Below are 26,476 nucleotides of genomic sequence, written 5' to 3'. Positions count from 1 at the left end.
GCTCGCGACGGCTCCCCAGAGGGGGATATGGCGCGGAGGGCTGGAGGGAGTCTTGCGTGCTCGTTTAGTCCATCAACTCGGCCGGCACCTTGCCGCCGTTTTCCGAGAGCTTCTTGATCACCTGCTTATGCAGCCAGATGTTCATGGCCGCGCTGTCGTTCTTGTCGCCGCTATAGCCCAGCTCGTCGGCCAGTTCCTTGCGCTCCGACAGGCTACTCTCCATGCCGACCAGCTTCATCAGGTCAACGATCGAATGGCGCCAGTCCAGCTGCTGCCCGGCATTGGCGGCCATGTCGTCGAGCGAGGCGGTGACGTCGATGACCTGCGGGGCCGGGGCGGGCGCGGCGGCGGTCGGAGCGGCTTGCGGCGCGGGCGTCGGGGTGGTCGGCGCGGGGGCCACCTTGGGCTTGTGATGGAAGATCTTGTCCATGATGTTGCTGAAGATGCCCATGGTCGCCGTGCTCCTGATTGGAAGATGAGCCGGGTCAACGCGCCGGAGTCGTGATTGGGTCCACGGGCCGTTACCCCCTACAGCACCGAACAATTGGTCAGCTGGGTGAACCGCTCCAAGGCCACCGTGCCGACCACCGAGGTGCCAAAGCGGTCGAGTTCCGGCGACCACACCGCGATGGTGGCCTTGCCGGGGACCACGGCGACGATGCCGCCGCCGACCCCGCTCTTGGCCGGCAAACCGACGCGATAGGCGAAGCTGCCGACGCTGTCATAGATGCCGCAGGTCAGCAGCAGGGCGTTCAGCCGCCGGGTCAGGCGCTCGGGGAAGATCGTCTCCTGGGCCAGGGGCGAGAAGCCGCCAGCCGCCAGGGGCAGCATGGCGCGGGCCAGCTGGCGGCAGCTCATGGTCAGGGCGCACTGGCGGGTATAGGCGGCGACCACGGCTTCCGGGTCGTGGCTGATCGTGCCCTTGCCGCGCATCAGATGGGCGATGGCGCGGTTCTGGTGGGCGGTGGCCAGCTCCGAGGCGGCGACGGTCTTGTCGATCTCGACCGTCTCGCCAGCCAGAAAGCCCGCGAAGCCGCGCACCAGGGCCGCCGGGTCCTTGAACACATCCATCAGCAGGTCGGTGATCGCCATGGCGCCGGCGTTGATGAAGGGATTGCGCGGCACGCCCTCTTCGGATTCGAGCTGTGAGAGATAGTTGAACGGCGTGCCCGACGGCTCCTTGCCGACCCGTGTCCAGACCTCGTCGCCGAAGCGGTTCAAGGCGAGCCCTAGTGAGAACACCTTGGTGATGCTCTGGACCGAGAAGCCCTCGTCGGCGTCGCCGATCACCGCCTCCTGGCCGGCCACGGTGCGCACGGCCATGCCGAACTTGCTGGGAGGCACGCAGGCCAGTTGCGGAATATAGTCGGCGGGCTGGCCCTTGCCGAAGTGCGGCTTCACCAGCACGGCCACCTCGGCCAAGACATCGGCGATCGAGAAGTCGTCCATGGCTAGATCCGCACCGCGACCAGCACGGCGCCGCAGGCGATCAGCGCCACGCCCAACCAGTTGACCGGTGACAGCTTCTCGCCCAGGAACACGGCCGCGAGGATCGCCACGAACACTACCGACAGCTTGTCGACCGGCGCCACCTTGGCCGCTTCCCCGATCTTCAGGGCGCGGAAATAGCACAGCCACGAGGCGCCGGTGGCCAGGCCCGACAGCACCAGGAACAGCCAGGAGCGCGGACTGATCGAGCCCGGCGCGCGCCACTCGCCGGCCACGGTCAGGATCAGGCCCGCGAAACCGAGGATCACCACGGTGCGTATGAAGGTGGCCAGGTTGGAGCCGACGCCGTCGATCCCGACCTTGGCCAGGATCGCCGTCAGGGCCGCGAACACCGCCGACGCCAGGGCCCAGAACGGCCAGCTGGAGGCGGCGGCCTTGAGCATCAGGCGAAGGTCTCGAAATAGCGGCGGATCAGGGCGGTGTAGGCGCCGGCCAGGTCGCGGATCTCTTGCACCGGCACGCGCTCGTCGACGGCGTGCATGGTGGCGCCGACCAGGCCGAACTCGACGACCGGGCAAATTGACCGGATGAACCGCGCGTCGCTGGTGCCGCCGGTCGTGGACAGTTCGGGCGTCCGGCCCGTGGCCTCGCCGACGGCGGCGACGATCACGTCGGTGAAGGGGCCCGGCTCGGTCAGGAAGGCCTCGCCGCTGATTTTGCACAGGGCCTCGACGCGGCCGGAGAAACCTTCGGCTGCCTCGCGGCATTCGGCCTCGATCCAGGCCTGCAGGTCCTTGCCCTGGTGGGCGGGATTGAAGCGGATATTGATCCGGGCCTTGGCGCTGGCGGGGATGACGTTGGTGGCGGTGTTGCCGACATCGACCGTGGTCACCTCCAGGTTCGACGGCTGAAAGCCGGTATAGCCCTCGTCCAGCACCCGGCTCTGCAGGCGGCTGAGGATATCGACCAGCACCGGGATCGGGTTTGCGGCGCGCTGTGGATAGGCCACATGGCCCTGCTTGCCGTCGACAGCGATCCAGGCGTTGATACTGCCGCGTCGCCCGATCTTGACCATGTCGCCCAGCAGGCTGGCGCTGGTGGGCTCGCCGACGATGCAGTGGTCGATGACCTCGCCCTCGGCCGCCAGGGCCTGGACGACGCGGACGGTGCCCTCCTCGGCGACGCCCTCCTCGTCGCCGGTGATCAGGAAGCTGAGCGAACCGGCCTGCCGGGGCATGTTGGCCACGGCGGCGACGAAGGCGGCGATGGCGCTCTTCATGTCGACCGCGCCGCGGCCATAGAGCACGCCGTCCTTGATCTGCGCCTCGAAGGGACCGAGCGTCCAGGCCGCGTCGTCGCCGACCGGCACCACGTCGGTATGGCCGGCGAAGCACAGGTTGGGCCGCGCCGTCCCGCGCCGGGCGTAGAGGTTCTCGATCTCGCCGAACCGCATGCGACGGCAGGCGAAACCCAGGGCCTCCAATTGCCGTTGCAGAACGTCCATCGCGCCCTCGTCGGCCGGGGTCACCGAGGGACGACGGATCAGGGCCTGCGCCAGGGCGACCGGGTCGAGGTCGATGCTGACAGGATCGGGCGTGGGGCTGGTCATCATCCTGCCTTTAGGCTTCCCTCTGGCGCGACGCAAACCAAGCAAGCTTCTTCCACGGACACCCATGCCCAAGATCGACATCGACACGGCGCCCACCCGCTTCGGCACGACCTATCCGCCGCCGCATGACGCTCCTTGCCAGGGACGCCAACGCTGGACGCTGGGCGACGCCGCCGGCTTGACCCAGTTCGGCGTCAATCTGATGCGCCTGCCCCCCGGCCAGTGGACCAGCCAACGCCACTGGCACTCGGCCGAGGATGAATTCGTCTGGGTTGTCGAGGGCGAGGTCGTGCTGGTCGAGGATGGCGCCGAGACCGTCCTGCGGGCCGGCGACTGCGCGGGCTTCAAGGCCGGCGTGGCCAACGGCCACCATCTGCAGAACCGCTCGAACACGGTGGCCGTCCTGCTGGAAATGGGTGCGCGCTGGCCGGAGGTCGACGGTTGCAACTACCCTGACATCGACCTGGTGGCGCGAGCCGGCGAGGATCTCTACCGGCATCGGGACGGGACGCCCTATCCCGACGCATAACGGCGTTCTCCCAGCGCGCGATCGCGCCCAGGCTGTGGTATGATTCGGCCACAACTTGGGTGGGGCGGAAAGATATGTGGGGCTGGATCATCGCTGTCATTGAGCCGATCGTGGCCTGGCTCGCCAACCGCTGGCCGGCCTTCGCCAGGCTGGTCAACGGGGTGCTGATCGACGGCATCGTCAAACAGACCCGCAGCCGGCCCCATCCGTGGAGCACCCGCACCGACTATATCAGCTGGATCGGGCTTACGGATCGCACCTACAGCGCCCGGCATTTGCCCGCGACGGATTTCGGCCCGCACCCGCCGCTCGAACGCGCCACCGCCCTGTTTGCCCGGCCGACGGGCGAGCAGGTGCTGTGCCCCAAGTCGACCATGCTGTTTCCGGCCTTCGCCCAATATCTGACCGACGGCTTCATCCGCACCAAGGTGTCGAATGACGACGCCCTGACCGATCGGCGGCGCAACACCTCCAACCACGAGATCGATCTGTGCCCGCTGTATGGCCGGACCGAGGCCCAGACCCACGCCCTGCGCCTGCGCTCGCCCAATTCCGCCGAGCGGGGCCGGCTGAAGTCACAGCGCATCCAGGACGAGGAATATCCGCCCGCGCTGTATGACCAGAACGGCGTGGTGCTGGACGAGTTCGCGGTGCTCGACCCGCCCCTAGGCATCGACAAGGTGCCGGCGCAGTTGCGCCCGACCCTGTTCGCGGTGGGCGGCGACCGGGCCAATGCGACGGTCGGGGTGTCGATGATCAACACCCTGCTGCTGCGCGAGCACAATCGCCTGGCCGGGCTGATCGCCGCCAACCACACCGATTGGGACGACGACCGGGTGTTCGAAACCGCCCGCAACGTGATGATCGTGCTGTTCATCAAGCTGGTGGTCGAAGAGTACATCAACCACATCTCGCCCTCGCGGATCCGGCTGCTGGCCGACCCCAGCGGCTGCTGGGACAAGCCCTGGAACAAGCCCAACTGGATCACCGCCGAGTTCAGCCTGCTCTATCGCTGGCACTCGCTGGTGCCCGACCGGCTGAACTGGAACGGGGTCGAGACCTCGACCGGCAATCTGCGCTTCGCCAACCCGCTGTTCACCTCGGTCGGCCTGGCCCAGGCCTTCGCCTGGATGAGCGCCCAGCCCGCCGCGCGCCTGGGCATGGGCAACACCGCCGACTTTCTGCAGGACGTCGAGGCCCACGCCATCGACCAGGCCCGTGTCAACCAGATCGCGCCCTACAACGCCTATCGCCGGACCATGGGCATGGCCCCGGTCAAGACCTTCGCCGACATCACCACGAAGACCAACATCGTCGAGCGGCTGGAGCAGACCTATCCCGCCGGCGTCGAGAGCGTGGAGTTCTATGTCGGCATGTTCGCCGAGGATGTGGTCGACAACTCGCCGCTGCCGTCGCTGATCCTGCGCATGGTGGCGGTGGACGCCTTCTCCCAGGCCCTGACCAATCCGCTGCTGTCGGCCCATATCTGGGGCGACGACGCCAACCGCCGCGCCGCTTTCACCGACCTGGGGCTGGAGGCCATCGCCGCGACCGGCTCGATGCGCGACCTGCTGGTCCGCAACGGCGCCGATCCCGGCCCGGCCTTTGTCGGCATGACGCGCCCGGACTGGGCGCGGAACGCCAAGGTGCAGCGGGCGGCCTAGAGCATTTTTCGAGCGAAGTGGTTCCGGTTCGCGTGAAGAAAAATGCCTCAAAACAGAAGATTAGAGCTCACGGCCTGACGCAGTCAGGTCGGGAAATGCTCTAGAGGGTGTTGAGCGCGTCCAAGAGGGTGGCCATGGACGGCCGCGCGGCGACGTCGGGCTGCACGCAGGCGCGTTGGAGGGTCCACAGCGCGTCCTGGGGCGAGGCTTCAAGATCGCAGCGCTCCAGCAGCTCGCCGAGCAGCAGGCCCCAGGCCCGGACTTCCAGGCGCTTGAACCCGCCGTCGGCGTTCACCGGAAGGAACGACGCCGCGCCGAAATCGCTGAGCACGGCCTGGCCGGTCACGCCGTCCCAAAGGATGTTGTGCGCGTAAAGGTCGCCGTGCGTCAGGCCTTTGTCGTGCAGGTGCGTCGCCCCGGCGGCGATGCCGCGGGCGATGCGCAGGGCGACATCGAGGTCGAGGCCCAGGGTCGGGTCATAGACGTCCCGGCTGCAGCTTTCCGCGCTGGGCGGTCCGGCCAGCACGCGCCATTGCGCGGGCAGCAAGTCCATCAGCAGGCCTTGGACTCCGTCGGGATGTCCAACCAACCCAGCGAGGGCGCCCGTCAGGTGGGGATGCTCCCCGGCCGTCAGGCAAGCGGCCATCTCGCGCTCGGGCAGGCCGTCGCTGGTCATGGCGCCCTTGAAGAGCTTGAGGGCGACGGATCGGGCTTGGTGGCCCGGTGGGGTCCAGACCGCTTCGTGAACCTGTCCGGACGCGCCCTCGCCCAGCAGGCGGCCGGCCCGCAGCGTCGCCCAGTCGGCCAGGGGCGCGGCGCCCCCCGCGTGTCGATCCAATGGATTGCCCGCCCAAGCCAGCCACGCCAGGCGCGGCATGGCCGTCAGCCAGGCCGGCAGGGTGTCGAGGCGGTTGGCCGACAGGCGAAGGAGCTCCAGCTTGTCCGCGCCCTCCAGGCTAGCGGGAAGCCCCCGCAACCGATTGCCGGACAGCATCAGTTTCTGCAGGGCGGGTCGTTCGCCCAGCGTTGCGGGCAGGACCTCGATCCGGTTGTCGGTTAGGGTCAGCCAACGGAGGCTGGCGGGGAGCGACTCGGCGGGGATGTCGCGCAGGCCCGTCGCGCGAAAGCCCAGCTGGCTGAGCGCCGGGCAGTCGCCCAGCCCGGGCGGCAGGCGGTCGAAATGATTGCCCGAGCAGAACAACACCCGCAACGCCTTCAGCCGCCCGATGTCGTCGGGCAGGGCCGTCAAGGCGTTGCCGCCAAGGTCCAGCACCTCGAGCGTGTCGGCCAGGCCAAAGATTTCCGGAGGAAATTCCGTTAGCCCACAGCGCAGCGTCAGCGTGCGCGCGCCGGCCAGGGATCCGTCGCGCAGCGCCGTCAAGGTCGCGGTCATCGGATTCCCTGCGGCCAGGAGCGCCTAGTCCCGCAGCAAGTCGTTGATGCTCGTCTTCGACCGGGTCTGGGCGTCGACCGTCTTGACGATCACCGCGCAGGACAGGCTGGGTCCGCCCTTGGGATCGGGCAGGCTGCCGGGCACGACGACGCTGTAGGGCGGCACCTTGCCGATATGGACCTGGCCCGTCTTGCGGTCGACGATCTTGGTCGACATCGAGATGAACACGCCCATCGACAGGACGGAGCCTTCGCCGATCACCACGCCCTCGACCACTTCGGATCGGGCGCCGATGAAGCAGTCGTCCTCGATAATGGTCGGATTGGCTTGCAGGGGCTCCAGCACGCCGCCGATGCCGACGCCGCCCGACAGGTGGACGCGCTTGCCGATCTGGGCGCAGGAGCCGACCGTCACCCAGGTGTCGACCATGGTGCTGTCGTCGACATAGGCGCCGATGTTGACGAACGACGGCATCAGGATGACATTCCGGCCGATGAAGGCCCCGCGGCGGACGATCGAGCCGGGCACGGCGCGGAAGCCAGCGGCTTCGAACTGAGGGGCGTCCCAGCCGTCGAACTTGTTGGGCGCCTTGTCCCACCAGGGTCCGACCGCGCCGCCCCCAATCAAGCCAGTAAGGGCGCCGGCGTGCATCACCTTGTTGGGGTTGAGGCGGAACGACAGCAGCACGGCCTTCTTCAGCCACTGATGGGTGGTCCATTCGCCGTCGATCTTCTCTGACACCCGGGCCTTGCCGGCGTCAATCAGCGCCAACGTCTCCTCGACCGCCGTGCGCACCGGACCGGTGGTGGCGGTGGAGACGCTGTCGCGGGCCTCCCAGGCGGCTTCGACTTCGGTCCGCAGGTCGGCCATGCTTATGGAAGAGGGGGGGGTGTCGCTCATCTCAAGGCTTCCTTCAGGCGCGCCGAGGTCAGGAACCCGGCGAGGTCGTTCGTGCGGTGTTGGACGAAGTCGGCGGTCGAGGCGGCCGCGTGGCCGCCGACCAGGACGGTGGTCATGCCCAGCAGGGCGGCGGGAGCGAGGTTCTTCTCGCTGTCCTCGAAGAAGGCCGTGGTCTTGGGATCGAAGACGTGGTGGGCGATGATCTTCTCGAAGGTCGCCATGGCCGGCTTGGGCAGATAGTCGGCCGTCTCGATGGCGAAGGTGTCCTCGAACAGATGGTCGAGGCCCAGATGCTTGAGCACCCGAGCGGCGTGGCCCAGCGAGCCGTTGGTGAAGACCAGGCGGCGACCAGGCAGGGCGTCGATGGCGTCGCGCAGCACAGGGTCGGGCGTCAGGCGGTCCATGGCCACATCGTGCACCTCGTCGAGGAAGGCCTTGGGCTCGACGCCGTGATGGGCCATCAGCCCGGCCAGGGTGGTGCCGTGTTCGTGGTAATAGCGCTTCTGGATCGCTCGGGCCTCTTCACGGGGCAGGCCGGTCTCGCGGGCCATGAAGTCGGTCATCTTGCCCTCGATCAGGGCCATGTATTCGGACTCGGCCGGGTAGAGGGTGTTGTCGAGGTCGAACAGCCAGGTGTCGATGACGGTGAGGTCGGGTACGCTCATTTCGAGATCAGCGTACCCGCGCCGTGCTCGCTGAACAGTTCGACCAGCATGGCGTGGGGGCGGCGGCCATCGAGAATCACCACGGCCTCGACGCCGGCTTCGACGGCAGAGATGGCGTTCTCCAGCTTGGGGATCATACCGCCGCTGGCCACGCCGCTCTCGATCAGGGCGCGGGCCTCGGCGACGGTCATCTGGCGGATCAGTTGGCCGTCGGCGTCGAGTACGCCGGCGATGTCGGTCAGCATCAGCATCCGCTTGGCCTTCAACGCCCCAGCCAGGGCGCCGGCCACGGTGTCGGCGTTGATGTTGAAGGTCTGGCCCGATTCCGACACGCCGATCGGGGCGATCACGGGGATGTAGTCGGTCTCGGAGGTCAGCAGGGCCTGGATGATGTGCGGATCGACCTTGGTCGGCTCGCCCACGAAGCCCAGATCGACGACCTGCTCGATGTTGCTGCCGGGGTCCTTGCGGGTGCGGGTCACCTTCTCGGCGGTGATCATCCGGGCGTCCTTTCCCGAAAGACCCACGCCGCGCACGTCGGCTTCGGCGCCGGCCAGCGTGATCCAGTTGGCGATTTCCTTGTTGATGGCGCCCGACAGCACCATTTCGGCCACTTCCATGGTGGCCTCGTCTGTGACACGCAGGCCGTCCACGAAGGTGGACTTCACCCCGGCTCGCTCGAGCATGCGGCTGATCTGCGGGCCGCCGCCGTGCACCACCACGGGGTGGACGCCCAGCAGCTTCAGCAGCACGGCGTCGGCCGCGAACAGCTTGGCCACCTGCTCCTGGCCCATCGCGTGACCGCCGTATTTGATCACCACCGTCTCGCGGTCGTAGATCTGGATATAGGGCAGGGCTTCGGCCAGGGTCTTGGCGGTGGCCCAGCCCGCTTCCTCGGCGACGTCGGTCAAGGGCGGCGGTCCTGTAAGCGAAAGGCGCGCCTCGATAGCGGACGCGGTGGGTGCTGTCACGCGTTCAACGCGGCGATCATGCTAGCGTCCACCCCCAAACTCCGCTCATCCCGACGAAGGTCGGGATGAGCGGAGGAGTGAGGGCGATTTTTACCGCCCTTTCCGACTGAACTTCCACTTCAGCGCCAGCACGGCGCCGGACATCATCAGGCAGGCGGTGTTGGACGCGATCACCGGCCAGGCCTTGATCATCACGGCGTAGATGATCCAGCAGGCAAATCCGGTGACCGTGATGGCGTAGGTGCGGAGCGACACCGAGGAGGCGTCCCTCTCCTTCCAGATCTTGAAGATCTGCGGCGCGAAGCTGGTGATCGACAGCAGGGCGGCGGCCGTGCCGACGACGGAGGCGATGAGGGGAGCGCTCACCTAGCTGGCGCGGGGCAGATCGTTCAGGCCCCAGTGCTCGGCATAGGCCGGCGCCAGATCTAGCCCGATCGGCGGCGGCCCCGGCGCTTGGCCGTTGCGCAGACAGACCGCCAGATAGGCGAGGGCCGATTTCACGCCGTGCGAGGAATAGGGCTTGCCGATCACCCCGCAGGCCCCGGCGAAATCGTCGGGCAGGCGCTTGACGTTGGCGGTCATGAACAGCGCCACGCCGCCGCACTTGTCATGAATGGTGCGCGCCACGTCGACGCCGGTCGGCCCGTCCTGCAGATGAACGTCCACCAAGGCGAGGTCGGGGTGCAGGGCGTTGGCCATGGCGACGGCCTCGCCGGAGCTCATGGCGTGGCCGACTGCCTTGTAGCCGACTTCGTCGAGCAGGAATTCCAGCTCGGCGGCCAGCAGGACCTCGTCTTCCACAATCAGGACATCGAGCGGGCGCTCAGTCATCACCAGCTTCAACCTTTTTCAGTGATGCAGGCCGTTGACCGGCAAATGCACCACCACACGGGTTCCGGGATCGGCGGAGGTGGTTTCGGATCGAGCCTTCAATTGTTGGCAAAGCAACTGGATGATGGTCAGGCCGAACCCGCCCGACGCGGCGGAATTCTCCATCCCAACGCCGTTGTCGGCGATTTCGATCCGGAACTCGCTGTCGGCCCGCGTGATTCCGACAAAGATCTCGCCGCCGCGGGCTTCCGGGAAGGCGTGGCGCAAGGTGTTGGAGAACAGCTCGCTGATCACTAGGGCCAGGGGGGCGGCCTTGGCGGCGGCGACATCGACCCGCTCCAGGTCCAGCCGGACCGTGATGTCATCGCGCCGCGCTGAGCCCATCATGTCGCTGACCAGATCACGCACGAAGGCTGAGACATCGAAGCGCTCGACGTCGTCGCTCTGGAACAGGCGGCGGTGGACGGTGGCGATGGCGCTGACTCGCTCCAGCATGCCGCGCAACGAGGTTTTCACCGCCGGGTCGGTGACGCGGCGATTCTGCAGCAGCAGCAGCGAGGAGATGAGCTGGAGGTTGTTCTTGACCCGGTGATCGACCTCGTGGAGCAGGGCGGTCTTTTGCTCGAGGGCCAGGCTCAGCTCGCGCGTGCGATCGGCCACCGCCGCCTCGAGCCGCTCACGGGTGTCGCCCAGCTCGAACTCGACCTGCTTCTTGTCGCTGACATCCACCAGCGAGGCGCAGAAGAAGGCGACTTCGCTAGCCTTGTCGCGCACGGGCGACAAATAGAGAGCGTTCCAGAACATCGACCCATCCTTGCGATAGTTGAGGATGTCGAGGGCGATGGCCTCGCTGGCGGCGACGGCGTCGCGCAGGCGCGCGACAGCGGCCGGATCGGAGTCGGGGCCCTGCAGAAGGCGGCAGTTGCGGCCGATCACCTCGTCGCGGCGATAGCCGGTCAGGGCCAGGAAGGCGTCGTTGGCGAAGATGATCGGATTGTCGGCCTGGCGGGCGTCCGTGACGATCATTGCCATCGGCGTGGCGCGGATCGCGGCGGCGAAGGGATCGTCCGGGCCGTGCTCGGCGGCCAGCAGGTCCGCCGCGCGTTCCGACTGCAGAAAGTCCGTCATTCGCACTGTGCCCGACCTGTCTTGACGCCCCGTGTCCCGGAACGTCCCCTGTGGCGCCGGGTTCCGGGGCGCCGGGCGCTCGACAGTGGACCAAAATATAGGGCGGCGGAAACCCCTTGAGGTCCCCGCCGCCATGACCGCAGGTGCGAAGGTCGCCCTATTTGGGCTTGAAGATCTTGTCGAAGAAGCCGCCGTCGGCGAAGTGGGTGGTCTGGGCCTTCTTCCAGCCGCCGAAAGTGTCGTCGATGGTGACCAGGGGGATGTTCTTGAACTTGCCGGCGTACTTGGCCGCGGCGGCCGCGTTGCGCGGACGGTAGTGGTTCTTGCCGATCAGGTCCTGGGCGATCGGGCTGTACAGGAAGTTCAGATAGCCCTCGGCCGCCAGGCGGGTCTTGTGACGGTCGACGTTCTTGTCGATGATCGCCACCGGGGGCTCGGCCAGGATCGAGATCGACGGATAGACGATGTCGAACTTGCCCGGCAGTTCTTCCTGCGCCAGGTAGGCTTCGTTCTCCCACGACAGCAGCACGTCGCCCAGGCCGCGCTGGGTGAAGCTGGTGGTCGCGCCGCGCGCGCCGGTGTCGAGCACCGGCACGTGCTCGAACAAGGTCTTGAGGAAGGCTTCGGCCTTGGCGGGGCTACCGCCCGGCTGCTTCAGGGCCCAGGCCCAGGCGGCCAGATAGTTCCAGCGCGCCCCGCCCGAGGTCTTGGGATTGGGGGTGATCACGTCGATGCCCGGCTTGATCAGGTCGCCCCAGTCCCGGATCCTCCAGGGATTGCCCTTGCGGACCAGGAACACGATCGTCGAGGTGTAGGGGGTCGAGTTGTTGGGCAGGCGCGACTGCCAGTTGGCCGGTAGCAGCTTGGCCTTGGCGGCGATTTCGTCGATGTCATAGGCCAGGGCCAGGGTGACGACATCGGCCTGCAGGCCGTCGATCACCGAGCGGGCCTGTTTGCCCGAACCGCCGTGCGACTGGTTGATGGTCAGGTCCTGGCCGACCTTGTCCTTCCAGTATTTGGCGTAGGCGGCGTTGATGTCCTTGTAGAGCTCGCGGGTCGGGTCGTAGCTGACGTTCAGCAGGGTCAGCGGCTTGACGCCGGCCGCCTGGGCCGCGCCGGCGAAGGCGGCGGGAACCGCGATGGCCGCGGCGCCAGCCGTGGCCGTGCCGAGCAGGCCGCGACGCGTGGGGGTCTTCGGATCGTGGGTCATGGCGATGTGGCTCGCTTGAGAAGGTGGATCTTGAACGCTGATCGACCAGCCCGGCCCAGGCTGGCGGCGCCGTGATGGCGCCGACCCGCGTCCCCATCGAGGGAACGCGGGTCCGCTAGTCTTAGAACGCGTACTGGCTGCGAACGTTGATGGCCTTGTAGCCTTGGCCGATCTGCGCGCCGGCCGCGTCGCGGCGATCGACGTCGACATCCAGATAGTCCAGCGAGAACTTGGTCACCGTGTTGGGGAACCAGTTCACGCCCAGGCTGACGATATCCTGGTTGCCGCCCCGAACCCGGTCGGCCGCCACGGTGGCGTATTCATGATAGTTGAGGTCGGCGGTCGAATAGCGGGCCGCCAGTTCCCAGGCGCCCCACTTGCCGGCCTTGGGGTCGAACGGATTGGTCACGGCCGGGGCGTCGAAGGCAAAGTTTCCAGCGTTATATTTGCGCGCCTCGCCGGTCAGCACCCAGGAGCCTTCGACGTACCAGGCATGGAACTTGGGATCGCTGACATTGGCCGCGCGGTTGCGACGGTCCAAGGCGATGTCGAAATATTCGCCCTGGATCAGGAAGTTCTGCTTCTGGGCGGCCAGTTCGAAGCCGTAGTGGCGCGCGCCGGAGGAATCGATGGCGCCCGAGCTGATCAGCTGCGTGCCGTCCACCCGCAGTTCCGGGCGGTCGGTGACATTGATGGGATAGGCGCCGCCTGCGGTGGTCTGGGCTGGCTGGGCCACCAGGCTGGCGTTGACGCCGGTGTGGATCAGCCAGTCATAGCCCTTGAGCGGCACATAGACGACGCGGCCCACATAGCCCAGTTGCTCGTCGAAGGTGGCGCCATCGCCGGCCTTGGCGCCGGTGACGGCGCCCGAGATCAACCAGCGCTCGCCCAGGGCCTGGGCCTGCAGGGCGATGCGCTTGTCGGCGCCGGCCAGGCCGCGAGACAGTTCCGAGCCCGTCGGACGTTCCGGGAACAGCGAGCCGTTGGTCGAGGCGACATCTTCCAGGCCGACATTGGGGGCGAAGGCCCCGACCTTCACCTTGAAGGGCGCATAATTGTACTGCAGCCACAGCTCTTGCAGCGTGCCCGCGCCGTCCGTGCCGGCGCCGCCGAAGTCCAGCAGGACGCTGTAGTCGAAGTTCTTGAAGGCCTTGCCATCGACGCCCAGCCGGGCGCGGCGGAAGTTGGTGCCGCTGTTCAGGTCGCGGCCCACGACGCTGGCCCCCAGGCCGCTGTCCTGGTTGTACCAGGCCGCGTCCAGCTGCATGACGGCGTGGATATTGGCGCTGAAGGCCCCGTCGCCCGAGGCGATGGTCGGCTTGCCGTTGGCGACGCTGACGACGGTCGCCGATTGGATCGTGCGGACATCTTTGAGGCTGGCGGCGGTCGCGGCCTTGAGGTCGGCGATCTGGCCGGACAGGGCCTGAAGCTGGGCTTCCAGGGCCTCGATGCGGGCCTGCTGCTGCTCGGGTGTCTGGGTGGCGGTCTGGGCGTGGGCCGCGCCGGTCATGGCGACCAGCGAAGCGCCGGCGATCAGGGCGGCGCGCCAGGCGGTGTGGGCTTTGGTCATGGTCTTCCCCTCTCGGCGCCTTGGCCGGCGCCGCTGTTGATCAGCACAAAAGACGAATATTCCTATTCATTGAATAGAGATTAGGCCGGAGGGCTGTGAGTTTTCCTTCAGGCCTTGTACGGATCATCGCACAAGCCGCTGAAATCCAAACGAAAAAGGCCCGCGCCGGGGCGCGGGCCTTTTCGATCAGTGTTCGCTCAGGCCGTTTCGAACCGCCCCTGGAGGCGCTTGAAACCGGCGCCGGACGGGCTAGATCATTTTTCGAGCGAAGTGGTTCCGGTTCGCTTGAAGAAAAATGCGTCAAAACAGAAGATTACAGCTCACGGCCTGACGCAGTCGGGTCGGGAAATGCTCTAGAACATCGCCCGGCCCGTAAGCTTCACATTGTAGCGCTTCTGCTTCTTGGTGGATTCGGCGTTGGCTTCGAGCGCCAGGTAGGACATCGGCGTTCCGGCCCGCAGAGCCAAGCCCACGGTCACGGCGCCCTGCTTTTCGTCCATGGCGGCCATGTGGAAAGGGTTCCCGCCATTGAAGCGGGCGACCGTGTCGCCGACGCTGCCAGCCAGCGTCTGGCGATAGCCGACCCGCACTTCCGGACGCCACCAGACGTCGCGGCCGAAATCGGCGCCAAAGGCCAGGCCGGCGTCGGCGGACAGGCTGCTGGAGTTACGCTGCTCGACGGTCAAGTTGAAACCATCGCCGTTGTCGGTGGTGGCCACGCCCGCGTTCTGGGCGCTGACCAGCTTTTCCGTTCGCTTGCCTTCTCGCAGGTACAGGTAGTCCAGGCGGGCCTCGGGACGCACGAAATAGCGCCCGAACTTGGTTTCGTAGCCCGTGCCGGCAAAGGCGCTGAACGTCGCGCCGTTCCACTTGGCCGTATTCTTCCGCACCACGTCGGCGACGCCGTCGCCGTTGGCGTCGCCCGAGTTGAACACCCGGTCGCCATCGTACCAGCCATAGCCCCCGCCGCCGCCGACATTCATCCGCCAGCCGCCGACCGACCGGCGCCAGTAGGAGCCGAGCTGCACGAAGTTGCCCGTGGTCTGCTCGCCGACCTGGGCGGTGATGTCGTGTTCCTCGACGCTGATATAGGCCAGGGTCAGACCCAGCGCGCCGCCGGCGTCGCCCATGGCCTCATAGCCGCCAACGAAGCCGAAGGCCTGGGTGTCGGAGCCCTGGGTGTCGCCGGTGTCGCGGCGGATCAGGGTGTTGATTTCCTGCATCCAGATGCTGTCGGGACCGTAGCGGTCGCCGGGATCGGGACGGTAGCCGGTGGCGGCTGCGATCGATTGGTTGGCGTTCTGCAGCGCGGCGAAGAAGCCCTCGCCCTGGTCGGGCAGCATCTGGTTGTACAAGCTCAGGAAGCCGTCCTTGGTGTCCTTGCCCAGGAAGGAGCCGGAGATGCCGGTATCCTTGCCCACGGCGGCGAACACCGCGTCATAGGCCGAGGCCTGGGCCTTGTTCATGCCGATCTCGGTCGCCGAGCGTCGGCGAACGTCGAGATAGACGTTGTTGGTGTCGGCGCGGCTGCTGGCGACGTACAGATAGGGCGTGTCGCCCAACAGATCCTGGCTGATCGTGCCGGCGGTCAGGCTGCCGCCGGTGATCACCGTATAGCTGGTTGGCGCTGACAACAGGCTGGTCAGACGCAGGCCCAACTGGGCTCCCGAGGCGATGTTGACCGCCCCGGAAACATTGATGTGAGTGTTCGCCCCAGGGCCGCCATTGGCGGTGGGATCGACTGTGAAGACCACCTTGCTGTCCGCGCCCAGGGTCAGGCTGGAGGCGTTGATCAGGCCCGTATTGGTCAAGCCCAGGCTGCCCTTGCCGATATTGATCGCCAGTCTGCCGTCGGTGTCGGAGAGCGCGCCCAGCACGACGCCGCCGCCGTTGATGTTCAGAGCGTCGGCGCCGGCGCCGAACGAGATGTCGCCGAACACCGTGCCGTTCTGGATGTTGAGGACGTCCGCGCCCGAACCGAAGCGGATCGCGCCGGCGATCGAGGGCGTCGTGGTCGTCGAGGTGGTGCTCGCCGTGGTGACGGTGTCGGTGCTGGCATAGGTGGTGGTCGTGGCGGAGGACGTCGGCGCTGTCTGGGTCAGGGTGACGCCGTTGGACGCGCTGAGGTCAAGGGCGATCGCCTTGCCGGTCGGCGTGGTGACCGTTGTCACCGTCGTGCCGTCCTTCTTCGCGCCCGAGGCGGCCACCTGGGCGGAGATCGAGCCGGTATTGGTGATGGTCTTCAACGTGCCCGAGGTGTCGAGTACGGCGATGGCGTCGCCCGCGTCGCCGGTACGGACCGCCGCAATGCCACCGTTGTTGGTCAGGTTGGCCAGATTGGCCCCGGCGCCGATGACCAGGCCCCGCGCGTCACCGGTCACTCCCGAGCCCGTATAGGACGAACTGGCGGCGGTGATCGAACCCCGGTTCCAGAGCGAGGGGACCGCGGCGCCGGCGGTCAGGCTGACGCCCGTGGCGTTGGCTTCGCGCGCGGCGACGGTGACGCTGCCGTCAAAACGCGCGCCGCCCGTCAGGGTCGTGGCCTGGCCGGTTCCGCCGCCGATCTGGACGCCGGTGGCGGCGATCTTGTTATCGACGCCGCTGGCGGCCGTCTTGTCATAGACGCCGCTGGCGGCGATCGAGCCCTTCGAGACCAGGCCATAGGCGTTGTCGGCCGCGCCGACCGCGCCGAGGGTTATGGCCTGGGTGTCCGAGCCGATCAGCAGGGCCGGCGCGCTCCCGAAGACGTTGAGCGCGGCCGTGCTCGCGGTCGATGACGAGATCACGCTCGTTGTGGTTGTCGTGCCGTCGACGACGGTCGAACCGGTTGGGCCGTTCAACAACACGCCGCCGGTCACGTTGCCGGCGACGCGAACAGCGGAGCCGCCTTGAAGCAGGTCGTCGGTGTCGAGCTTGCTGATGACGGCTTCAGTCGGGCGGTTTGTGTAGCGATAGCCGGTCGCGCTGATCGAGCCCTGCACGACGAAGGCGCCGCTGACGGCGCCGTCGAGCGCCACCGCCGTGCTGTTTCCGCCCAACACGGTGGTCGAGCCGCTCAGCGTGACGTTGCCCGTCACCGGCGCCGCGACGTGAACGCCATAGCTATTGTCGCCCGTGAGCGCGACGGAACCGCCGAGGTTCAGGTTGCCGACCAGGCCGGTCTCCAGCAAGACGCCGGCCGAATTGTTACCCTCGACGATGATCGAGCCGGTGCCGTCCTGGACGATATTGCCGGTAAAGACGCCCGGACCCATCAAGCGGACGCCGTAGCGGCCCGTGCCCTTGGCGAACGGGCCGTCGAGGTCGCCGTCGGGCGCGGCGACGCCGGCCGCCGTCTTGTCGTCGTCTGTGGGGGTGTAGTCCTCGGTCAGGCTGATCGCCAGCGAGTTGGTCACCGTGCCGGTATTGCCGGCGCGGATCTCGATCCCGGTGGTGTTGTCCAGACCGACCGTCGCCAGCGTTCCGGCGTTGTTGACCTTGTTGTTGCTGTTCAGCAGGATGAGCGGGCCGGTCCCGGCGGTCGGCTTGATCGAGCCCGCGGCGTCGATCTTGACGTCGTCGGGCGTACCGGGGGCCGTGCCGGCCGCGGTCGCGGTGGCGATCCGCTCGACGCGGGCCGTGTTGACGACGGTCTCAGCATAAGCGCCGAACGCCATGGCCAGGAGAGGAGCGGTTGCGACTGTCGCGACCAGGACCTTGCGCTGCATTACGAACGACACCTCGGAGAGAAACCAGACCCCAGATTGCGGCACGTTGCGGCGAAATTGCGGTGCTTCCGCCAACGTCGTGCTTCTTGAGCGTTTGACGGTCTATCGCAAGCCACCCCAGGGCGCCATATCTGGTTCGACGAATCCGTCTTTCCACAGAAATCGAGACTGCCGCATGCCGATGGCCTCGCCGCGACCGCCGACCCTTTTGGGCGGGTCCACCCCTATGCCACTGGGTTTGTGGGCGGCGGTGCTGATCGGTCCCGTGGCCTTGCTGGGCTTGGGCTTGACCGGCGGCGCCAATGCCACGGGCGCGATCGTCGCCGGGCTGGCCAGCGGTGGGGCCGGCCTTCTGCTGGCGCGTCGGGTCCTCCGATACGCCGCCGACCCGATCGCGCCCGCCCCAGCGCCGGCGGTCGTCGATCGCCCGCCGCCCTTCGCCCTGATTCTCGAAACCTTGCCCGATCCGCTGATGGTCATCGCCGCCGAGGAGGCCGACGATCTGACCGGCAGGCGCTTCGTGTTCGCCAACGCCGCCGCCCGCGAGCTTTTCAAGCTGCAGCCGCGCGGCGGGCTGCTGGTCTCGGCGGTGCGAAATCCCCAGGTGCTGGAGGCGGTGGACGAGAGCCTGTTCGGCGGGTTGCGGCGCTCGGTCGACTATGTGGGCGGCGGAGCCCAAGGCCGCGAATGGGTGGCCCACAGCGCGCCGCTGGGCCTGGACGAACGGGGCTCGCGCCTGGCCCTGCTGGTGCTCAGCGACGAGACCGACACCCGCCGCAGCGAGCGCACCCGCGCCGACTTCCTGGCCAATGCCAGCCACGAGTTGCGCACGCCCCTGGCCTCACTGTCGGGCTTCATCGAGACGCTGCGCGGCCACGCCAAGGACGATGTGGGGGCGCGCGACAAGTTCCTGGGCATCATGCAGGCCCAGGCCGAGCGGATGGCCCGGCTGATCGACGACCTGATGAGCCTGTCGCGGATCGAGCTGAACGAGCACATCGCCCCGCATGGCCAGGTCGACCTGGCCATGGCCACCATCGACGTGCTCGACGCCCTGGGTCCGCAGGCCAAGGTCAAGGCCGTGGGCTTTGACCCCGTTCTGCCGCCGCGCGGCGCGGCGGTGGTCGAGGGCGACCGCGACCAGATCGTCCAGGTGATCCAAAACCTGGTCGACAACGCCATCAAATATACCCCGCGCGGCGGGACGGTGCGGATCGAGATCCATTCCGGCCTGACCGCCGACATGGCCGCCGCGCCGCGCGATACCGCAGCGACGCGGATGTCGCTGCTGACCCCCGACCACGCGGAAGGCGAGCGCTACGCCTCGCTGAGGGTCACCGACAAGGGGCCGGGCATGCTGCGCGAGCACCTGCCGCGTCTGACTGAACGCTTCTACCGCGTCGAGGGCCAAAAGAGCGGCGACCGCTCGGGCACCGGCCTGGGCCTGGCCATCGTCAAGCACATCATGAACCGCCACCGCGGGGGGATGATCGTCGAAAGCGTCCATGGCGCGGGGGCGACGTTCGGGGTCTATTTCCCGGTGGCCAAGGGGGCTGGTCGCGCACAGGGACTTTGAAGCGCGCTCGGCATGTGGGGCGGAGGCGGAGGCGGAGGCGGGGTGCGACGCCCCTGTCTCGTCGTCGCGGTTGACCGGCGGAGCCTGCGCCTTCACTCAGCGTGGTGTCGGAGGGAAAGGGCGCGCTGCATCGCGGCGATCCGACCGTTCAGTTTGTCGTTCATTCGCAACGCGCCGGCCGAGACCGGGACGGAAGCCACCTATATGGTGGACCTCTGGGCGGTTTCCTCACCGGGCCGGTTCTTCGTAGACGGGCCGAAGGCGTGGCTGACCTTCGAAGGGCCAAAAGGAAAGGCGCCAAGCCTGTTGCGGATTGAACTGAACGGGGACGAGGCGGTCGCGCGAAGACTGCCTGACTAAGTCTTGATTCGAGGACTGGACCTAAAGGCCCCGAGCTGTCGCAAAACCGTCACGCAACCGTCGCATAAGGTCAGTGCCCGCGCGGCATAGATCGCCCCGGGCGGTACGGCGCGTTGGGCGCCGCACCGCAACCCTCGCGCAAGACCTCTTCACGCATGCTGACCTGGCTCTCGCTCTTTTTCCTCGCCCTGTTCTCCAGCGCGGCCTTCATGGCCGGCCGCAGCCGGGCGCTGAAGTCCGCCGGCGGCTCGCCCGCCCGTCTCCATTCGCTGCCCAACTATTACGGAATGTACGCCGCCCTCTGGGCCGGCGCGCCGGCCGCCCTGCTGCTGCTGCTGGGCGCCGCCTTCGGAGGCCGGGTCGAGGACAGCATGCTGCAGGCCCAGCGGCCCGCGGTCGTCCAGGCCCTGACACCCGATCGTCAAGACGTGTTCTTCAGCGATGTCACGGCCATCGCCGCCGGCATAACGCCCAGTGAAGTGACCTATGAGGGTCCGCTGAAGGTTGCGCTGGACGCCAAGATCGTCGAGGCCAAGCGGATCACCGGCATCGTCAGCTACTCGGTCCTGGGCCTGGCCGGCCTGCTGGCCCTGGCCGGCTTCCTGCTGGCCCACCCCCGGATCAACAGCGAATTCCGCGCCCGAAACCGGGTCGAGGGCTGGATCTCCGGCGTGCTGATCGCCTGCTCGGTCGCCGCCGTGCTGACCACGCTCGGCATCGTCATGTCGCTGATCTACGAAAGCTGGCGGTTCTTCGAGAGCGTGTCGCCGCTAAGCTTCCTGTTCGGCACCGAATGGGCCCCGCAGATCGCCATGCGCGCCGACCAGGTGGCCTCGTCCGGCGCCTTCGGAGCCGTCCCGCTGTTCGCCGGCACCTTCCTCGTGATGATGATCGCCATGCTGGTGGCCGCGCCGATCGGCCTCTACTCGGCGATCTACCTGTCGGAATACGCCAATCGCGGCCTGCGCTCGACGATCAAGCCGCTGCTGGAGATCCTGGCCGGCGTGCCGACCGTGGTCTACGGCTTCTTCGCCGCCCTCACCGTGGGTCCGTTGTTCCGCGCCTTCTTCAACGGCATCGGCGCCAGCATCGCCGGCGGTCCGATGGATGGCCTGGCGCAGTACCTGATGCAGGTTCAGAACCAGATGGCCCTGGTGGCCGGGGTGGTGATGGGCATCATGCTGATCCCCTTTGTCTCCTCCCTCTCGGACGACATCATCAATTCGGTGCCCCAGTCGCTTCGCGACGGCAGCTACGCCATGGGCGCGACCAAGTCCGAGACCGTCAAGCGGGTGGTCCTGCCCGCCGCCCTGCCGGGGATCATGGCCGCCATGCTGCTGGCCGTGTCGCGCGCTGTCGGCGAGACCATGATCGTCACCATGGCCGCCGGCCTGCAGGCCAAGCTGACCGCCAATCCGCTGGACACCGTCACCACCGTGACCGTTCAGATCGTCACCTTGCTGACCGGCGACCAGGAGTTCGACAGTCCGAAAACCCTGTCGGCCTTCGGTCTGGGTCTGACCCTGTTCGTGGTCACCCTCTGCCTGAACATCATCGCCCTGCGCATCGTCCAGAAGTACCGGGAACAATATGACTGACGCAGTTATCTCCCCCGGCGCGCCAGCCCCCCGGGCGGTCTCACTCTCGGCGCGCGACGCGCTGCTGAAGAAACGCCACCGCTCGGAAACCATCTTCCGCGTCCAGGGCATCGCGGCGATCGTCATCGCCATGATCTTCCTGGTGGTGCTGGTCGGCCGGATCGTGGCCCAGGGCTATTCTACCTTCGAGACCCACACCCTGACGGTGCCGATCTATCTGAACGCCGAGCGCATCGACGTGAATGCGCTGGAAGGCGTCAACTATGACTACATCGTCGCCGAGGCGATGATGAAGAAGCTGGGCGTGCAGGACGACGACCTGGGCATGACGTCGGGCAAGATCATGGCCCTGACCTCGCGCGACTTCGGCAACCAGCTGCTGCAGATGGTCAGGAAGGATCATTCGCTGATCGGCAAGACGGTCAATGTGACCGGCTCGGTCAAGGCCGACGCCGACCTCTACTACAAGGGCGAGATCAAGCGTTCGACCGCCGAAGGCGACCGCAAGCTCGACAACCAACAGCTGGACTGGCTGGACCGCCTGAAGAACGACGGCACGGTCAAGACCGGCTTCAACACCAAGTTCTTCACCAATTCCGACTCCACCGAGCCTGAACAGGCCGGGGTCTGGGGGGCGGTGATTGGCTCGGCCATGATGCTGGTGATCACCGCGATGATCGCCATCCCGGTGGGCGTGATGGCGGCGGTCTATCTCGAGGAATTCGCGCCCAAAAACCGTTGGACCGACGTCATCGAGGTCAACATCAACAACCTGGCCGCCGTGCCGTCGATCGTCTACGGCCTGCTGGGCCTGGCCCTGTTCATCAACTGGCTGCACGTGCCGCGGGGGTCGCCGCTGGTCGGCGGCCTGGTGATGGCCCTGATGGCCCTGCCGACCGTGATCATCGCCACCCGCTCCTCGCTGAAGGCTGTGCCGCCCTCGATCCGCGAAGCCGCCCTTGGCGTCGGCGCCTCCAAGGCCCAGACCGTCTTCCACCATGTGCTGCCGCTGGCCATGCCCGGCGTGATGACCGGCGCCATTCTGTCGCTGGCCCATGCCCTGGGCGAGACCGCGCCGCTGCTGATGATCGGCATGGTCGCCTTCGTGCCCGGCGCGCCGGAGAACTTCACCAGCTCGGCCACAGTCCTGCCAGTGCAGGTCTATATCTGGGAGAACGCTTCGGAGCGCGCCTTCCACGAACGCACCGCTGCGGCGATCATCGTGCTGCTGGTGTTCATGATCGTCATGAACGCCGCCGCCGTGATTCTGCGTCGCCGCTTCGAACGCCGGTGGTAGCTTCCATGACCCTGAACCCTCTCGCCTTTCCCCTTTCCAAGGGCCACGCCATGCCGACCGAAAACCGCGACGACACCCTTGCCGCTTCCCAGGCTCAAGGCGGCTTGGCCTCGGTGATCCCCACCGGCCCCGGCAATGCGATGAGCAGCGACTTCAAGATCCGGGCCCGCGACGTCAATGTCTTTTACGGCGACAAGCAGGCGCTGTTCGACGTCAGCCTCGACGTGCCGGCCAAGTCGGTCACCGCCTTCATCGGCCCGTCGGGCTGCGGTAAGTCGACCTTCCTGCGCTGCATCAACCGGATGAACGACACCATCCCGTCGGCCAGGGTCACCGGCTCGATCGAGATCGACGGCAATGACGTCAACGCCAAGAGCGTCGATCCGGTGGTGCTGCGCTCGCGGGTCGGCATGGTCTTCCAGAAGCCCAACCCCTTCCCCAAGACGATCTTCGAGAACGTCGCCTACGGTCCCAGGATTCACGGCCTGGCCACGAGCAAGGCCGAGTTGGAAGCCATCGTCGAGGCCAGCCTGAAGAAGGCGGGCCTGTGGGCCGAGGTCTCCGACCGCCTCCACCAGGCCGGCACCGGCCTGTCGGGCGGTCAGCAGCAGCGCCTGGTCATCGCCCGGGCCATCGCCGTGTCGCCGGAAGTGATCTTGATGGACGAGCCCTGCTCGGCCCTGGACCCGATCGCCACCGCCCGCATCGAGGAACTGATCGACGACCTGCGCAACCAGTTCTGCATCGTCATTGTCACCCACTCGATGGCCCAGGCCGCTCGCGTGTCGCAGAAGACGGCCTTCTTCCACCTGGGCAAGCTGGTCGAGAGCGGTCCGACCGAGGAGATGTTCACCAATCCTCGTGACACCCGCACGCAAGATTACATCACCGGCCGCTTCGGCTGACCGGAGGACGCATCCCATGACCGAACATACCGTCAAGTCCTACGGCGAAGAGCTGAACCACCTCACGGCCGAGGTCACCCGCATGGGCGGCTTGGCCGAGGCCCAGGTGGCCGACGCCATCGACTGCATCGCCCGCCGCGACGGCCCCCTGGCCCAGCAGGTGGTGGCCCGCGACGAGCGGCTCGACATCCTGCAGGCCGAGATCGAGCGCAAGGCCTTCAAGCTGATCGCCCTGCGCCAGCCGATGGCGGTCGATCTGCGCCACGCCGTCGCCGCCCTGAAGATCTCGATGAGCCTGGAACGCTGCGGCGACATGGCCAAGAACATCGGCAAGCGCGCCCTGATCCTCACCGAAGCCGACCCGATGACCGCCCTGACCCGCTCGATCGAGCGCATGGGCCACCTGGTCCAGGGCCGGCTGAAGGACGTGCTGGACGCCTACACCTCGTCGGACCTGCCGCGCGCCATCGGCGTCTGGGGCCGCGACGAGGAGGTCGACGAGCACTACAACGCCATCTTCCGCGAACTGCTGACCTACATGATGGGCGATCCCCGGACGATCAATCCGTGCGCTCACCTGCTGTTCGTCGCCAAGAACCTCGAGCGCATCGGCGACCACGCCACCAACATCGCCGAGATCATCCATTTCGAGCTGACCGGCGAGGAGATCATCTCCCAGCGGCCCAAGCTCGAGCTGTCGAAGTAAGTCGAGGTAGGCCCAGTGACTCCGTACGTTCTGGTGGTCGAAGACGAAGACGCCCTGGCCACCCTGCTGCACTACAATCTCGACAAGGAAGGCTATCTCGTCGGCGTGGCCTGCGACGGCGAGGAGGCCCTGACCATGGCCTCCGAGCGCGCCCCCGACCTGGTGATCCTCGACTGGATGCTGCCCAAGGTCTCGGGCATCGAGGTCTGCCGCCGCCTGCGCGGCCGCAGCGAAACCCGCAACGTGCCGATCATCATGCTGACGGCGCGCGGCGAGGAGAGCGACCGCATTCGCGGCCTCGACACCGGGGCCGACGACTATGTGGTCAAGCCGTTCTCGATGATCGAGCTGACCGCCCGCGTGCGCGCCGTGCTGCGCCGTATCCGCCCCGGCCTGGCCGACGACCGCATCACGGTCGGCGACATCATCATCGACCGCGTCGCCCACCGCGTGAAACGCCAGGGCAAGGAAGTCCACCTGGGCCCCACCGAATTCCGCTTGCTCGACTACCTGATGCAGCACCCCGGCCGGGTGTTCAGCCGCGAACAGCTGCTGGACGCCGTCTGGGGCTCGGACGTCTATGTCGAGGCCCGCACCGTGGACGTCCACATCGGCCGCCTGCGCAAGGCGCTGAACGGCGACGTGGACGGGGACCCGATCCGGACCGTGCGCTCGGCAGGCTATTCGCTGGATCTGGACGCGGCGTAGGGCGGCGGCGGATCGTGCTGCGGCGAGCAAGTCTATCCCCGGCCTGTCTCCGCCTCGGAGATAAGCGGAATTTCAGTGTCTAAGGCATTCGGATCGAACCCGGCGAGAGCTTCAAGAAGGGGGCTCAATGCCACGCCTTTCGGTGTTGGCAGAATGGCTTCGGGCCAATTCGGGTCAGTGAGGGCGTCGCCAGAGACGAGCATTTTTACTTCAGCCTGAATGACCCGAGCGCAGTATCCTCGGAGCGTAGCAAGGTGGCGCCTCTCCTCTTGCGACAGATGACTGTGGCCACGATGCACAATACGCGAGCGAACGTCGTAGAGTTTGTTGAACGTGCCGAGGATTTCGGCGCGCTCATTCATGTCCTGCCCAATCAGATAGGCGACGCGGTTCCTCATTAGTTCGCCGACGCCGATGTTGTTGTAGGCCTCCTTGTTCTCCTCCCCGAGAAGGATTTCCAAGGAAACCATTGCCTGCACAAAGCGCAGCAACTCACTGTCTCCAGTGAAGCTGTCGAAGTACCACTTTGCCGCTAACAGCAGTCGCTTTCGGTTCGCTTCATCGGCGAGCACGCGCTGGATCGAAACAAGGTGGCTCCCAACGAGCCCCGCCCAATTGTCCTCGATCCGCTCCCCATGCGGCTCGTTGAAACGCAGCATGCTTAGAGCTTCGCTCGTGGACCCCGCCAGCGAGGTCGATTGTACGAACGAGTATGTGGCGTCGGCCGCCTCACGATTGATATGCACTTCGACGAGCGGGTGGTTTCTCTTCCATGTGCTGCGATACCGCAGAAGCCCAAGTGCCATCATTAAACCGATGATCGACTTCATATCCTCAAAGGCCTGAAGCTGTGGATATGTGGACGAATACTGATCGATAGTGCCGTATGCGTCGATGAGGAGGTGAGCGCTTGTCGGTCCGGGATTTGTGAAGAAAGAGCGTTGCCCAGATAAGGCATTCATGAAGCTGGAAGGCGAAGTCGCAACCTCGAACTTCTCCGTCAGCCCAACTCCCTTTGCGATCTTCGCGTCTTCCCCCAATTTCCAAAACCCATGAGCAGGGAAGGCAGCGTCTAGGCTATCCGGCAGCGGGAGGGCGTAGACGTAGTGCCAGGGCAAGCTCTCAATTAGTGCAACGACCTGTACCGCTATATCTAAGGGCGCAGCAGTACCGAGGACGTCAATTAGGCGCTCTACTGCCACCTCGTTGTATTCGGTGTGAACAAGCGTTTGCTCTAAGACGATGCTCGTCACATCCATCAGGGGGTTGTCGCTGGTGTAGGACTTGAGCTTGGCCAGCACGTTCCGATCAAGGATTTGGTTCAGTGCATCAACGGCCTTCATGGTCTCGAACGAAAGATACTTTCGGCTCATCAGGCTGCCTGCCGCAAGTACGTCTGTGAGCCGTTGAACAAGTCTCTCGGAGACACCTTCATGAAGATCCATGCCGTCCCCGTCTCAAATTGCAGAGCCAAAGAAGCTCAGGATTGCCACCGCCGGCGCCTGAACGGCCGATTAAATATGAGGATGGAAACTCAGACAACACCAGCGATCTGCAGGGCTTCCCGCGTTTCGGTATCCAGTGGACTTCCTACCCATCACCAACGTTCGGTTGCCGCAAGCCACCACGCCTTAAAGCCTTGGTGGATCGGGGCTCTGGCGTCTGGGCGGGGGAAAGCAGAACCCGGGCGTCGGCCCGGC

23 protein-coding genes are annotated in these 26,476 nt (G+C 66.5%); 8 read left to right on the top strand and 15 right to left on the bottom strand.

Annotation, left to right across the window (positions count from 1 at the left end):
• Window positions 1–64 precede the first annotated feature (64 nt).
• The 4 genes from ACP7AG_RS04060 to dapE all read right to left on the bottom strand — a co-directional run bounded on the left by ACP7AG_RS04060 (window position 65) and on the right by dapE (window position 3,058).
• Window positions 65–451: a DUF3597 domain-containing protein gene (locus ACP7AG_RS04060; RefSeq protein WP_426011096.1), complete on the bottom strand. Its 387-nt coding sequence runs from the start codon at window positions 449–451 to the stop codon at window positions 65–67.
• Window positions 452–528: 77 nt separating this feature from the next.
• Complete coding sequence (locus ACP7AG_RS04055; protein WP_426011098.1) at window positions 529–1,449, bottom strand: glutaminase; 921 nt, start codon at window positions 1,447–1,449, stop codon at window positions 529–531.
• 2 nt (window positions 1,450–1,451) lie between these two features.
• A complete protein-coding gene (locus tag ACP7AG_RS04050) occupies window positions 1,452–1,892 on the bottom strand; it encodes an EamA family transporter (RefSeq protein WP_426011100.1) in 441 nt (146 codons plus the stop codon).
• Entirely contained in the window at window positions 1,892–3,058 is a 1,167-nt protein-coding gene (gene dapE / locus ACP7AG_RS04045) for a succinyl-diaminopimelate desuccinylase (RefSeq protein WP_426029984.1), read from the bottom strand. The genes ACP7AG_RS04050 and dapE overlap by 1 nt, the downstream gene beginning before the upstream one ends.
• A gap of 64 nt (window positions 3,059–3,122) precedes the next feature.
• Between dapE and ACP7AG_RS04040 the strand changes: the two genes are divergently transcribed.
• Window positions 3,123–3,587: a cupin domain-containing protein gene (locus tag ACP7AG_RS04040; RefSeq protein WP_426029868.1), complete on the top strand. Its 465-nt coding sequence runs from the start codon at window positions 3,123–3,125 to the stop codon at window positions 3,585–3,587.
• 74 nt (window positions 3,588–3,661) lie between these two features.
• Complete coding sequence (locus tag ACP7AG_RS04035) at window positions 3,662–5,251, top strand: peroxidase family protein (RefSeq protein ID WP_426029867.1); 1,590 nt, start codon at window positions 3,662–3,664, stop codon at window positions 5,249–5,251.
• Window positions 5,252–5,351: 100 nt separating this feature from the next.
• Here ACP7AG_RS04035 and ACP7AG_RS04030 read toward each other — a convergent pair whose 3' ends face one another.
• The 10 genes from ACP7AG_RS04030 to ACP7AG_RS03985 all read right to left on the bottom strand — a co-directional run bounded on the left by ACP7AG_RS04030 (window position 5,352) and on the right by ACP7AG_RS03985 (window position 17,626).
• Window positions 5,352–6,644 carry a leucine-rich repeat-containing protein kinase family protein gene (locus ACP7AG_RS04030; protein ID WP_426029866.1) on the bottom strand — a complete coding sequence of 431 codons (1,293 nt, stop codon included), beginning with the start codon at window positions 6,642–6,644 and terminating at the stop codon, window positions 5,352–5,354.
• Window positions 6,645–6,668: 24 nt separating this feature from the next.
• Entirely contained in the window at window positions 6,669–7,544 is an 876-nt protein-coding gene (gene dapD, locus ACP7AG_RS04025; RefSeq protein WP_426011107.1) for a 2,3,4,5-tetrahydropyridine-2,6-dicarboxylate N-succinyltransferase, read from the bottom strand.
• Window positions 7,541–8,209, bottom strand: a complete 669-nt coding sequence (locus tag ACP7AG_RS04020) for a pyrimidine 5'-nucleotidase (protein ID WP_426011109.1) — start codon at window positions 8,207–8,209, stop codon at window positions 7,541–7,543. Before ACP7AG_RS04020 ends, dapD begins: the two co-directional genes overlap by 4 nt.
• A complete protein-coding gene (argB, locus tag ACP7AG_RS04015; protein WP_426011111.1) occupies window positions 8,206–9,120 on the bottom strand; it encodes an acetylglutamate kinase in 915 nt (304 codons plus the stop codon). The genes ACP7AG_RS04020 and argB overlap by 4 nt, the downstream gene beginning before the upstream one ends.
• Window positions 9,121–9,270: 150 nt before the next feature.
• The gene (locus ACP7AG_RS04010; RefSeq protein WP_426029865.1) at window positions 9,271–9,546 is read right to left on the bottom strand and encodes a SemiSWEET family sugar transporter; all 276 of its coding nucleotides are present in this window, start codon (window positions 9,544–9,546) and stop codon (window positions 9,271–9,273) included.
• A complete protein-coding gene (locus ACP7AG_RS04005; protein WP_426011114.1) occupies window positions 9,547–10,011 on the bottom strand; it encodes a response regulator in 465 nt (154 codons plus the stop codon).
• Between the two features lie 18 nt (window positions 10,012–10,029).
• The gene (locus tag ACP7AG_RS04000; RefSeq protein WP_426029864.1) at window positions 10,030–11,139 is read right to left on the bottom strand and encodes a histidine kinase dimerization/phosphoacceptor domain -containing protein; all 1,110 of its coding nucleotides are present in this window, start codon (window positions 11,137–11,139) and stop codon (window positions 10,030–10,032) included.
• Window positions 11,140–11,296: 157 nt separating this feature from the next.
• On the bottom strand, window positions 11,297–12,349 hold the full coding sequence (locus ACP7AG_RS03995; protein WP_426029863.1) for a sulfate ABC transporter substrate-binding protein: 1,053 nt from the start codon (window positions 12,347–12,349) through the stop codon (window positions 11,297–11,299).
• A 121-nt stretch (window positions 12,350–12,470) separates the two neighbouring features.
• On the bottom strand, window positions 12,471–13,919 hold the full coding sequence (locus ACP7AG_RS03990; protein ID WP_426029862.1) for a porin: 1,449 nt from the start codon (window positions 13,917–13,919) through the stop codon (window positions 12,471–12,473).
• Window positions 13,920–14,272: 353 nt separating this feature from the next.
• Complete coding sequence (locus ACP7AG_RS03985; RefSeq protein WP_426029861.1) at window positions 14,273–17,626, bottom strand: autotransporter outer membrane beta-barrel domain-containing protein; 3,354 nt, start codon at window positions 17,624–17,626, stop codon at window positions 14,273–14,275.
• Window positions 17,627–17,801: 175 nt separating this feature from the next.
• Here ACP7AG_RS03985 and ACP7AG_RS03980 point away from each other — a divergent pair, with 175 nt between their 5' ends.
• From ACP7AG_RS03980 to phoB, 6 genes are all read left to right on the top strand, one after another.
• Window positions 17,802–19,202, top strand: coding sequence for an ATP-binding protein (locus tag ACP7AG_RS03980; RefSeq protein WP_426029860.1), 1,401 nt, complete (start codon window positions 17,802–17,804; stop codon window positions 19,200–19,202).
• A gap of 515 nt (window positions 19,203–19,717) precedes the next feature.
• Window positions 19,718–21,160, top strand: a complete 1,443-nt coding sequence (pstC, locus tag ACP7AG_RS03975; RefSeq protein WP_426011125.1) for a phosphate ABC transporter permease subunit PstC — start codon at window positions 19,718–19,720, stop codon at window positions 21,158–21,160.
• Complete coding sequence (pstA, locus tag ACP7AG_RS03970) at window positions 21,153–22,457, top strand: phosphate ABC transporter permease PstA (protein WP_426011127.1); 1,305 nt, start codon at window positions 21,153–21,155, stop codon at window positions 22,455–22,457. The genes pstC and pstA overlap by 8 nt, the downstream gene beginning before the upstream one ends.
• 140 nt (window positions 22,458–22,597) lie before the next feature.
• Complete coding sequence (gene pstB, locus ACP7AG_RS03965) at window positions 22,598–23,362, top strand: phosphate ABC transporter ATP-binding protein PstB (RefSeq protein ID WP_426011304.1); 765 nt, start codon at window positions 22,598–22,600, stop codon at window positions 23,360–23,362.
• 16 nt (window positions 23,363–23,378) lie between these two features.
• Complete coding sequence (gene phoU / locus ACP7AG_RS03960) at window positions 23,379–24,068, top strand: phosphate signaling complex protein PhoU (protein WP_426011129.1); 690 nt, start codon at window positions 23,379–23,381, stop codon at window positions 24,066–24,068.
• A gap of 15 nt (window positions 24,069–24,083) precedes the next feature.
• Window positions 24,084–24,776, top strand: coding sequence for a phosphate regulon transcriptional regulator PhoB (gene phoB / locus ACP7AG_RS03955; RefSeq protein ID WP_426011131.1), 693 nt, complete (start codon window positions 24,084–24,086; stop codon window positions 24,774–24,776).
• A gap of 32 nt (window positions 24,777–24,808) precedes the next feature.
• Here the strand turns inward: phoB and ACP7AG_RS03950 are convergent, their stop codons facing one another.
• Entirely contained in the window at window positions 24,809–26,221 is a 1,413-nt protein-coding gene (locus tag ACP7AG_RS03950) for a hypothetical protein (protein WP_426011133.1), read from the bottom strand.
• Window positions 26,222–26,476 lie beyond the last annotated feature (255 nt).

Origin of the sequence: Caulobacter sp. DWP3-1-3b2, assembly GCF_049896325.1 — a bacterium.
Lineage (GTDB): Bacteria > Pseudomonadota > Alphaproteobacteria > Caulobacterales > Caulobacteraceae > Caulobacter.
The sequence above is the reverse complement of the archived record's forward strand: the minus strand, read 5'-3'. Positions and strand labels throughout refer to the sequence as shown.